10 protein-coding genes are annotated in these 11,685 nt (G+C 47.5%); all 10 read left to right on the top strand.

Annotated elements, in window-relative coordinates:
- The first annotated feature begins 87 nt into the window (after positions 1-87).
- Complete coding sequence (bshA, locus tag NYE58_RS24750) at positions 88-1,248, top strand: N-acetyl-alpha-D-glucosaminyl L-malate synthase BshA (RefSeq protein WP_036676278.1); 1,161 nt, start codon at positions 88-90, stop codon at positions 1,246-1,248.
- A gap of 10 nt (positions 1,249-1,258) precedes the next feature.
- A complete protein-coding gene (locus NYE58_RS24745; RefSeq protein WP_341003271.1) occupies positions 1,259-2,608 on the top strand; it encodes a CCA tRNA nucleotidyltransferase in 1,350 nt (449 codons plus the stop codon).
- Positions 2,598-3,398, top strand: a complete 801-nt coding sequence (locus NYE58_RS24740; protein WP_076127538.1) for a biotin--[acetyl-CoA-carboxylase] ligase — start codon at positions 2,598-2,600, stop codon at positions 3,396-3,398. The genes NYE58_RS24745 and NYE58_RS24740 overlap by 11 nt, the downstream gene beginning before the upstream one ends.
- 336 nt (positions 3,399-3,734) lie before the next feature.
- Complete coding sequence (gene panB, locus NYE58_RS24735) at positions 3,735-4,601, top strand: 3-methyl-2-oxobutanoate hydroxymethyltransferase (protein WP_076127540.1); 867 nt, start codon at positions 3,735-3,737, stop codon at positions 4,599-4,601.
- Entirely contained in the window at positions 4,602-5,492 is an 891-nt protein-coding gene (gene panC / locus NYE58_RS24730) for a pantoate--beta-alanine ligase (RefSeq protein WP_076192191.1), read from the top strand. It abuts the gene before it with no gap.
- On the top strand, positions 5,485-5,868 hold the full coding sequence (gene panD / locus NYE58_RS24725) for an aspartate 1-decarboxylase (RefSeq protein WP_036676288.1): 384 nt from the start codon (positions 5,485-5,487) through the stop codon (positions 5,866-5,868). Before panC ends, panD begins: the two co-directional genes overlap by 8 nt.
- Positions 5,869-5,979: 111 nt before the next feature.
- Positions 5,980-6,621: a tetratricopeptide repeat protein gene (locus NYE58_RS24720; RefSeq protein WP_076127543.1), complete on the top strand. Its 642-nt coding sequence runs from the start codon at positions 5,980-5,982 to the stop codon at positions 6,619-6,621.
- Positions 6,622-6,747: 126 nt separating this feature from the next.
- The gene (dinG, locus tag NYE58_RS24715) at positions 6,748-9,609 is read left to right on the top strand and encodes an ATP-dependent DNA helicase DinG (protein WP_339244208.1); all 2,862 of its coding nucleotides are present in this window, start codon (positions 6,748-6,750) and stop codon (positions 9,607-9,609) included.
- 130 nt (positions 9,610-9,739) lie between these two features.
- Positions 9,740-10,393 carry a redox-sensing transcriptional repressor Rex gene (locus tag NYE58_RS24710; RefSeq protein ID WP_036676294.1) on the top strand — a complete coding sequence of 218 codons (654 nt, stop codon included), beginning with the start codon at positions 9,740-9,742 and terminating at the stop codon, positions 10,391-10,393.
- Positions 10,380-11,681, top strand: coding sequence for an amidohydrolase (locus NYE58_RS24705; RefSeq protein WP_076183988.1), 1,302 nt, complete (start codon positions 10,380-10,382; stop codon positions 11,679-11,681). Before NYE58_RS24710 ends, NYE58_RS24705 begins: the two co-directional genes overlap by 14 nt.
- Positions 11,682-11,685: the final 4 nt, after the last annotated feature.

Genomic DNA, 11,685 nt, shown 5'->3' with positions numbered 1-11,685 from the left:
AAACGGTGTTCGCTTTTTTGAAAGCGGCCGACAAACAATAGATGATTCATTACACGAATCAATACTGGAGAAGAAGGAGACAGGAAGATGGATCGTATGCTAAAAATAGGAATTACCTGTTATCCGTCTCTTGGCGGTTCAGGCGTAGTTGCGACTGAATTAGGTAAACTCTTGGCCGAGAAGGGTCATGAAGTTCATTTTATTACACATAGTATCCCGTTCCGGTTGGGAACGTTTCAGAAAAATATTTTTTACCATGAGGTAGAAGTAAACGATTATTATGTATTCCGCTATCCCCCGTACGATCTAGCGCTTGCTACGAAGATGGCTCAGGTTGCCAAAATGCAAAATCTGGATCTTCTCCATGTTCACTATGCAGTGCCTCACGCAGTGTGTGCTTTCCTTGCAAAGCAAATGCTAGGGAACGATATGAAGGTTGTAACCACTTTACATGGTACGGATATAACGGTGCTTGGTCAGGATGAATCGCTTAAAGATTTGATTCGTCTGGGGATTAATGAAAGTGATGCCGTTACAGCGGTCTCTCAGGATCTTATTAGAGAAACACGGGACGTACTCGATATTACCCGCGACATTGATCTTACTTATAACTTTGTGGATCACCGGGTCTATTATCCGCGTGATGTAACGGATCTGCGGGGAGATTTCGCAGCGCCTGATGAGAAGATTCTGATGCATATCAGTAACTTCCGTCCTGTAAAAAGAGTCAGTGATGTTGTTGACGTTTTTGCCAAAGTGAATCGTGAACTGCCTTCACGCCTGCTGCTTGTAGGTGAAGGTCCGGATCTTCCCAAAATTCAAGCCAAAATTAGCGAAATGGGTCTGGAAGATAAAGTTCGTTTTCTGGGAAGGCAGGATGAAATCGCTCAGGTGATCTCTTTAGCTGATCTGCTTCTGCTACCTTCCGAGAAGGAAAGCTTTGGTCTGGTTGCTCTGGAAGCAATGGCTTGTGGCGTACCGACGATTGGCTCGCAAACCGGAGGCATTCCTGAGCTTATAGAGCATGGAAAGACTGGATTCCTTGCCCCGATTGGCGATACAACGGCTATGGCTAAATATGCAGTTAAGCTCCTGTCGGATGAACGTATGGTGCAACAGTTCAGAGAAGCTTGTCTACAAACAGCCTGCAAAGATTTCTGTAAGGATTCGATAACGAAACAATATGAAGATATTTATTACCGGGTGCTGGGGCGCAAGGTACTTGGACTGGACCCAGTTCGGGGGTAAGGAGTCATATATGGAATGGACAATGGCACCTTCTGCGATGGCAATTGCAGCGGAGATTGTAATTGCCGAGTTAACCCAAAATGGTCACGAGGCTTATTGGGTTGGAGGATGTATTCGCGATGAGCTATTGGGTAGGCCAGTGCATGATATGGATATTACAACCTCAGCACTGCCGGAGGAAGTGATAGCTATCTTTGCGCGCAGTGTGCCAACAGGATTAGCTCATGGTACGGTCACCGTGATACAGGATGGTTGTGGGTTTGAAGTGACGACATACCGGACAGAGAGTGGTTATGTAGACCACCGTCGTCCTGAGCATGTTTTTTTCGTCAACGATGTGAAGGAGGATCTTCGTCGTCGTGATTTCACGATCAACGCGATTTGCTGTGGATTAAATGGGGAACTTATTGATCCTTTTGAGGGTGAGAAGGATCTACAGCTGCAGGTGATTCGCTGTGTAGGCGATGCGGAGGAGCGGTTTGACGAAGATGCGCTTCGTATGCTTCGCTGCATTCGTTTTGCATCGGTGCTGGATTTCTCCATCGCGAAGAACACGTGGAGGGGCCTGATGCGCCAGCGGGATAAGCTGGCGCATATTGCTGTGGAGCGTGTCCGCGCGGAGCTGGACCGCATCGTCGAGGGGCCGCATCTTCTGCGCGGCCTCGGCATGCTAACGCGCTGCGAGCTGCTGGCGCGCGGCAAAGCCCCGTTCCCCTGGACCGGAACCGATATGGCGGCTGCTGCCGCCTTAACGGCCGGGATCGGGGAACTGGAGAGCGCCCGCCTGCGGTGGGCGCTTCTCCTCCATGCCCTGAAGCAGTCGGCCCAAGAGGCCGATGTGCTGCTGCGGGCATGGACGTTCTCGGGGACGACGCGGAGCGGCGTCGTCCAGGTGCTGCGGGTCCGCGAAGTTTGGACCGCTGCGATAGAGGCCATGCCGCCGGGTACGGGCAGCATGGAAGGTCTGCGGCGGCAATGGATCGCCGCCGTGCTGGTCTTCGGCGTGGAAGCCGCCGAAGGGTGGCTCTCGCTGCTGGCGATCCTGCCAGCAGCCGCACCTGTACTTCCTACTGCGGCCTCTTCTGCCTTTTCCGTCGTGGAATCGACAGAGGCCTCAACAACACCTGCCGCTGTAAATGTACAAGCGGCAAGAGAATGGATCGCGCAAATGCCGCTAACCAGCCTTTCAGAGCTTGAGATTACAGGCAATGAGCTGGTGGAGGCTTTGGACAAACGTCCGGGACCATGGCTAGGCAAAATGTTAAATGGACTCCTGCAAGCGGTCGCTTCAGGTGATTTACCTAACGATAAACAATTATTACTGCTTGAAGCAAAAAGGATGGATAGACATGAGCGATGATAAAGCGCTGTCGCTAACTGAGCTGAAGCGAGAGACCTCCGCTTCGAATTGGGTAGGCGTCATTCAGTTGCTGGAATCTGTGGTGTCCACTCAAGAAGAAGCTAAGTTTTTAGCGGAAAACGGCGCGCCGGAAGGGACAACTGTCATCGCGGAAGAACAGACGGGCGCCCGAGGCCGAATGGGAAGAAAGTGGTTTTCTCCCCGTGGCAAGGGCATTTGGATGAGTATTGTGTTACGGCCCCAATTACCCTTGTCGGAGACTCCGCAGCTGACATTGCTGGCTGGGGTTGCCGTCTGTAAGGCAATTCGACGGGTAACAGGTGTAGATGCCGGCATCAAATGGCCGAATGATCTGCTCGCAGGCGGTCGTAAGATTTGTGGGATTTTACTGGAATCTTCTCTAAGAGAAGGGGAGCTTCATTATTGCATTGCTGGAATTGGCATTTCCGCGAACATGACAGAGGAAGATTATCCTGATCATCTGCAGGAGGTCGCGACTTCACTTCGGATTGAGCGGGGTGGTGCTCCAGTTGACCGTTCTGAGCTGGTAAAAGCGGTTTTGGACGAGCTGGAGATGCATTACAATTTGTACATGAAGCAAGGTTTTAAACCTATCAAAGAGCTCTGGGAGTCTATGTCAGTGACTTTGGGTCGCCAGATCGCACTGAATAGCCCTCAGGGGCGTTCTGAAGGTGTGGTAGTAGGTTTGGATGAAATAGGTGGTCTGCTGCTTAAAAACAGCTTGGGAGAGATCTCTAACGTATGCTCAGGTGAGATTGAACTTTTATAATATTTTTTATATGACAAGGGTATCATCCCTTGTCATATTTTTTTCGTGTAATTCCGAGCTTTTTTTGTTATACTATGGGTCGGAGGCGGTATCGTTTAACGAACTGTACTCTTGAACTGAAGAACTTTTTTATATTTTTATTATTGGAAATACCTTCATAACTGCGTTTGACGGTTACGTTGGATTCTGCTCTGAGCCGTAAGGACCGAGACAGAAGGGACGATCGCAAGTGACTCTTTTTTGCCCTTCGGACCTTTTTAGCAAATGATTGCTAAAAGGTTTTTTTGTTGCGATTTTTACGGGCAGGTTACTTAAAAAAGGAGGACGAAAAGAGAAATGGCAAACAAACAAGCGCTAAATATTGTAAAAATGAAAAAAATGAAAGCAGAAGGTGTGCCCCTGAGCATGCTGACCGCTTATGATTATCCGTCTGCAGTTCTTGCAGAAGAAGCAGGTATCGACCTTATTTTGGTTGGTGACTCTCTTGGGAATGTAGTCCTTGGATACGATACAACTTTACCGGTAACGATTGAAGATATGGTGTACCATACCCGCTCGGTAACCCGAGGAGCACAAAGCACCTTTATCGTGGCGGATATGCCATTTATGACTTATCACGGAAGTGTAGATGAAACTCTGCGGGGAGTGCGCAGATTAATGCAGGAAGGGCGGGCTCATGCCGTCAAAATGGAAGGCGGACTCGAGATTTGTGAGACTGTAGCTACGGTGGTAGCTGCGGGAGTCCCTGTACTGGGACATATCGGGCTTACTCCGCAATCCGTGAATATGATTGGTGGCTACCGGATTCAAGGCAAAGATGCCAAAGATGCGCAACGCCTGATGGATGAAGCTAAGGCGCTTGAGGCCGCAGGTGCTTTTGCGATCGTTCTGGAGCTGGTAACGGAAGAAGTGGCCCAAGCGATCTCTGAAGCGCTTAGCATCCCAACCATTGGGATCGGTGCAGGCCGTTACTGTGATGGACAGGTATTGGTTTTCCATGATTTGCTGCGGTATGCCTCACCTTACCGTGAGAAACGTTTTGTCAAAACCTATGCGGATGTGGGGAATGTAATCCGTGAGGGCATCAGCCAATATGTGAAGGAAGTAAAGGAACGTTCCTTCCCAGATGAAAGTCACGTTTTTAATGCAGATGAAACGGTTTTGGAATCTTTATATGGCGCTGCAAGAAAGGAAGGGAAATAAATGAGAGTCGTCAGAAGCATGGAGCAGCTGCGCGAAGCTTTGGAGTATATGAGACAAGGCGGGCACGCCCCGATTGGGTTCGTTCCTACGATGGGATACTTGCATGACGGACATGCCAGTCTGCTTCGCCGGGCTGGAGAAATGAGCAACACAGTGGTAATGAGCATTTTTGTGAATCCTTTGCAATTCGGGCCAAACGAGGATTATGATTCCTATCCGCGTGATGAGCGTCGTGATTTGGAACTCGCTGAACGTGAGGGAGTAGATATTGTATTTATCCCCAGTGTGGAAGAAATGTATCCGCAGCCTACTCGGACTACGGTCTCGGTATCGGAGCTTACTACCCGGCTTTGTGGGGCTTCCCGCCCTGGGCATTTTGATGGTGTAACCACAGTAGTTAATAAATTCTTCAATGTCGTACAGCCGGATTATGCTTTCTTTGGGCTGAAGGATGCTCAACAAGTTGCTGTGCTTCGTCGAATGGTGTCCGATCTTAATATGAATGTCGAAATTATTCCTTGTCCGATCGTTCGTGAAGGGGATGGACTTGCACTCAGCTCACGTAACGTATTCTTGTCTCCAGAGGAGCGTAGTCAGGCATTGGTGTTATCTCGTTCCTTACGTGAAGCACGTCAGTCTATTGAAGAAGGAAAAGTAACAACCGTTGCTGAAGTGCGGGAATTGTTGACATCGGTTATTTCCAGCTCTCCTCTAGCGGTGATTGATTACGCGGAGATCTTAACATTCCCGGATCTTGAAGGATTAGAGGATGAAGCTCTTTTATCAGAAGTGGATGGGGAAATTATTATAGCGCTCGCCGTGAAGTTTGGCAGAACACGCTTGATTGATAATAATGTATTTATTCCAAAGGAGGTTGCTGCACTTGTTTAGACATATGATGAAATCCAAAATTCACCGCGCAACAGTAACGGAAGCGAATTTGAACTATGTGGGCAGTATTACCATTGATGAGAGCTTGATGGAAGCCGCGGACATTCTTGAGAATGAAAAAGTTCAAATTGTGGATAACAACAATGGTTCACGACTGGAAACCTATGTAATCCCTGGACCGCGTGGAAGCGGAGTGATCTGTCTTAATGGTGCCGCAGCTCGTCTTGTTCAGCCGGGCGATACAGTAATTATCATTTCCTATGCGATGTTGTCCTCGGAAGAACTGGAGTCACATAAGCCAACGGTGGTATTCGTGGATGAGAATAACAAACCAGTGAAGCTGGCTGATCATGAATTGCATGCTACAATCGCTTAATGTATGGACTTACGCCATGTAATGAATGGCAGGGATGAAAGACCCCGATCTCGCAGAAAATGAAGTCAGGCAAGCTGAACTGATTTCATCTTCAGTAAGGGGGGATCGCCCATGTTTCAACATTTGTTTGCTGAAATGAACAAGGTGCTTCAGGAGATCGTAACAGATTACCCTACAGCGGAGGGTGCCCGCCGGAACGAGCTTTTATGCAATTATAATATGCTGCATAGACTGAGCGACAAAGTGATGGATGAATGGCTCGCTTTTGCTGAGAAGCTTAGTTCCTTTCGCGAAAGTGCGGATTTTACAGCAGTGGTCGAAGAGGAAGTGCCGGAACAGGAAGCACCAGAACTATGTATGGATTCCTTTGTAAGAGGTCAGGGGTATTATAAGCTGCTGATGTATGGAAAGTGTATTGATCAGTTTAAAGAAGTTATTGCGCAATACCCGGATAGCTTGGCTGCTCGATTATATTTAGCCATCTCTTATCTGCAGGAAGGTGACGGTGAGGCCGCTTGGAGTCATCTGAACCATATGCTGGGCTTGATACGGGAAACCAAGCTGAAAGCCATGGTTTATAATGCTTTAGGGTGCATACGAGCCTCACAGGAACGTTTCAATGAAGCGCAGGAATTGTTTGATCTTGCTTTGCAGCATGACCCTGCGCTTCCGGAACCAAACGTTAACTTAGAGGTATGCCGCCGTCGTGGAGGGAAGCTGCACTTTGGAAATCAGCTGGTTTCCCTTTTGTAAAAGAATAACGGTTTTGGAAATTTCCATTCAAGCGATGCATCCCCTGAACCAGTGGTGTGCATCGCCTTTTTTCGCAACTTCTGTTATGCTGATTAAGAGTCTCAATTGAAAGGGAATAGAATTATAATGAAATTTGCCGTGCTTGATTTTGAAACAACAGGAACCCAATCCGTGGGTGAAATTATCCAGGTTGGCCTTGCAATTATAGAAGAAGACCGGTCCATCTCCCGGGTATATGGTTCCTATGTCAAGCCCGGAACGCCGATTCCTCCTTTTATAACAGGTCTGACGGGGATTACCGATGATGATGTGAAGGATGCGCCTGAGCTGGATGAGATGATGATGGAGCTTGTTCCGCTCTTGGATGATGTTGTGCTTGTAGGGCATAATGTCGCTTTCGACTTCCATTTTTTACAAAATGCTTTAGATCGTTGTGGTTATTTGCCATTTCAAGGGCGGATTTTGGATACGATTGATTTTCTGAAAATTTGCTTTCCTTCGCTCACATCTTATCAACTAAGCTCTGTCAGTGCTCATTTTGGAGTGACACATGATCATCCGCATCAGGCAGATAGTGATGCACTTGCGACTGCTTTAGTGCTGTTGAAATGTCTTGAGGAGCTCTACGAGCTGCCGCTGCTTACGATCCAGAGACTCTGTGAGCTGTTTACCGAAGAGGATAGTGATCTGGGCTGGTACTTTGATGGTCTGCTGCGAGAGCGGGAAGCGGAGACGCTACAGCCCGAAGGTGATCTGACTTTCTATCGTCAATTAGCGCTTGCAGTAGGAGATTGGACGGAGTTAGCGCCACCTAGAGATGAGCATGCTGAGAATCCGCTAGCGAATTTATCTTTTACTGATTATATGGACGAAGTAACCAAACGACTTAAAGACACATTACCGCAGTATGAAAGCCGGGAAGCTCAGGATATTATGATCAATGAGGTGATGACGGCACTTGCCGAAGACAAACACCTACTGATCGAAGCGGGCACAGGAACCGGTAAATCGCTCGGTTATTTGTTGCCTGCCATTTATCAAAGCGTTCGCACCAATGAAAAAGTCATGGTCAGCACTCATACCATTAATCTGCAGGACCAATTGCGCGAGCGGGATATCCCTTTGTTAACGCAGGTAGTTCCTTTTCCGTTTAAAGCTGCTATTTTTAAGGGAAGAGGGCATTATTTGTGTCTGCGTAAGTTTGAGCATAAAATTAATAAAAAGGACTTTATAAGCCCAAGGGAAGATGCGCTTACTGCCGCTCAGATGATTGTATGGCTCACTCAAAGTGAATCAGGGGATGATGAAGAGCTGAATTTAAGCGGCCGGGGCGGTGATTTCTGGGAGACGGTGGCAAGCGATACCGATTCCTGTCTGGGCCGTTCTTGTCCTTGGTTCCGCAAATGTTATTATCATAGGGCCAAGCATGAAGCTGGGATTGCTGACGTGGTTATTACGAACCACTCCAAGCTATTCGCAGATGTTAAGGCTGGGCACCAGCTGCTTCCGGCTTACGAGCATCTTGTCATTGATGAAGCACATCATTTAGAAGATGTGGCTGGTAAACATCTTGGCATGCATATGAAGCATTTCACTGTGGCACACACATTATCGCGGCTGTATAAAGATAGCCGAAACGGACAGCTTCCTGCTCTGCGCCAGATATTACAGTCGTCAGGCAGTGAAGAGGCTTCAGAATGGAGCGGAGTCATCGATCGGATCTACCCGGATCTGCTTACCGTCAAAGAAACCTGGGATGCACTCAGCGACAAGCTGTTCAGCCTTTTGCCGGAACGCAGTGATGCAGGGGCAGGGGAAGCGGGACAACTGGTTATGCGTTTGATTCCCGCCCGTAAGCCGAAGGATTGGGATGAATTGGTTGCACTAGAGAACACTATGAATCTGACGTTAAGCGACATCATCCGTAAGGGTGATAAAATGCTTAACGAGATGCGCGACCAGGAAAGCCAATCCTCAGCAGACAGTCTTGTTACTGATATTAGCGGTTTATTTAAGGATTTGGCTTCCATCCGTGAGCAAGTAAGATTCTTTATGGGGCTGAATGACGATAATGTAGTATATTGGCTGGAGGCAAATGGGAATTACCGCAGCAAATCACTGCAGATGTATGCTGTCCCTGTGGATGTTAGCAGCCAGCTTAAAGAGTTGTTCTTCGATAAGAAAAAAAGCATCGTGCTTACCTCGGCGACGCTGTCTGTAGATAAATCTTTTCAATTTATGATTGATAATCTCGGACTTAACGAAGCTGCGGAAGAAGGACGTCTAATGACCTCACTTCTTCCTTCTCCCTTTAAGTATCGCGAGCAGGCACTGTTAGTTATACCGCGTGATTTTCCTAGTGTGAAGGGCAGTGTGGGCGATGCTCGATTTGTCGATACACTCGTACAGTCATTATCGGAAGCTGCTAAAACAACACGTGGGCGGATGCTGGTTCTGTTTACTTCTTATAAAATGCTGCGTCAGGTATATGATCCGCTTAAAGAGGCTTTAGCCTCACAAGAGATTACGGTGCTTGGTCAAGGCGTGGAAGGTGGCAGCCGGAGCAAGCTGATCCGCCGCTTTCAGGACAGTGCAGCATCCGTATTGCTGGGGACGAGCAGCTTCTGGGAAGGTGTAGATATTCCAGGTGAAGCACTGACTTGCCTGGCCATCGTGAGACTTCCGTTTCAACCGCCGAATCACCCGTTGGCGGAAGCGAAGTCGGAGTTATTACAGGCCCAGAAGAAGAATCCGTTCATGAAATTATCTGTTCCTCAAGCGGTTATTCGTTTTAAGCAGGGATTCGGAAGACTGGTTCGCACGGCGCAGGATCGCGGAATAGTTATTGTTTATGATACAAGGGTTATTGAATCTCATTACGGGAAGTATTTCCTTTATTCATTGCCTGGTCCCAAAATGGAGCATATGCTTACTGATCAAATGGTCCCTCGCATAGCGGAATGGCTAGAGGATGGCGGCGCTTCTTAAAACGCTCGTCTTCAGTTTAGCTCCTCCTTATCCTTAAGGGCGGTGTGTTACAGTACCGTCCTTAATAAGGAGAGGTAGACGTTTGAATATGGATTTTCACAAGAACATTACTATTTTTAGGAGGAAAAATATGAAATCGGATAAAATATCAGAAGCCGTTGTTCGCAGACTGCCTGTGTACTTGCGTTTTTTGAATGATCTCCAGAATCGCGAAATATTAACAGTTTCCTCTCAGGAACTTGGACAAAAGCTTGATCTTAATCCCGCACAGATTCGTAAGGATTTAGCATATTTTGGTGACTTCGGCAGAAAAGGTATCGGCTATGATGTAACGTATCTTATTGAGAAAATCCGTCATATCCTGAAGCTGGATCAACAGCTTAATGTAGCTTTAGTTGGAGCAGGTAATCTCGGACATGCCTTGTCTAATTACAATGCATATCTTAAAGATACTATGAAAATCACGGCTATATTTGATTCGTACGCTCCTAAGGTTGGACGTAAGATCAACTCCCTTACTGTGCAACCGATGGATGAACTAGGCAGCACGATTCGTGAGCAAGGTATTCGCATTGCCATTATTACCGTACCTGATTCAGAAGCTCAAAATGTAGCAGATATTCTCATTTCTTCTGGGATTGAAGCGATTTTGAACTTTGCCCCTGTGATTCTGAAGACACCACCGAATATCCGGGTGCATGCAGCTGATTTTACAACTGATCTGCAAAGTCTTGCTTATTACTTGCGGGATGGAAAGGAAGAAAGCGAACATGAACAACAATAAAACGATAATTAAGGGCGGGTATTTTCTGACTCCGGGAACGGATGAGCCGGTTCTGAGTGGATATATGACTATTGAAGATGATTTAATCACTTACATAGGAAAAGAAGAGCCTCAGATGGAAGCTGGAGTGCAAGTGGTTGATGGCAGCCGTCTGCTGTTCATGCCTGGACTTGTAAACACACATGGTCATGCGGCGATGTCTTTGCTGCGTGGATATGGAGATGATTTAGCGCTACAAGTGTGGCTTCAGGAGAAGATGTGGCCAATGGAGGAAAAGTTCACCGGTGATGATGTATACTGGGGAACCTCCTTATCTGTATTGGAAATGCTGAAGGGTGGAACTACGACCTTCCTCGATATGTATGATCATATGGACCGAGTAGCCGAGGTAGCTGAGTTATCAGGTATCCGTTCCGTATTGATGCGTGGTGTGATCGGGTTATGTCCAGAGGATGTACAGAATCACAAGCTTGCGGAAGCGATTTCTTTTGCCCGTAACTGGCATGGAAAGGCTGAAGGCAGAATTACTACTATGATCTCGCCGCACGCCCCTTATACTTGCCCTCCGGACTTCCTGGTTAAGTTCGTGCAGGCAGCGCATGATCTGGATTTACCGATGCATACGCATATGTCCGAAACGAAACGTGAAGTGGAACAAAATGTGGCGGATTACGGGTTGCGTCCTGTAGCTCACTTAGAGAAGCTTGGCATGTTCACACGTCCCTCGATAGTTGCACATGGTGTTCATTTAAATGATGAAGAGATTGAGATCTTGGCTCGCCATAATGTGGGTGTATCTCATAATCCGGGCAGTAATTTGAAGTTGGCTAGCGGAGTGGCTCGGGTTACTGATCTTCTAAAAGCTGGTGTGAAGGTGTCTCTTGGCACGGATGGCGCGGCAAGCAACAATAACTTGGATATGTTTGAAGAGATGCGGCTTGCAGCTCTCATTCATAAGGGTGTCAGCGGTGATCCAACGGCTGTTCCAGCTCCAGAGGCTCTGCGTATGGCTACAGAATATGGCGCGCAGTCCATCTTTTTAAATAATGTAGGCAGACTTGCTGTAGGGATGAAAGCAGATTTCATTGCTATTGATATCGATCAGCCGCATTTGCTGCCACACACAGATCTGTTGTCTCATGCGGTTTACTCTGCTAGCGCTAAGGATGTTGAGCATGTGTGGGTGAATGGTAAACAGGTCATCAAGCATGGACAATGCTTAACCCTGGATGAGGAAGCTATCCGGCGTAAAGCGCAAGAAGCCTTCGAAGGTTTATTGAAGCGTTAAGTCT

The sequence above is a fragment of the Paenibacillus sp. FSL L8-0708 genome, assembly GCF_038009325.1.
Lineage (GTDB): Bacteria > Bacillota > Bacilli > Paenibacillales > Paenibacillaceae > Paenibacillus_AQ > Paenibacillus_AQ odorifer.
The sequence above is the reverse complement of the archived record's forward strand: the minus strand, read 5'-3'. Positions and strand labels throughout refer to the sequence as shown.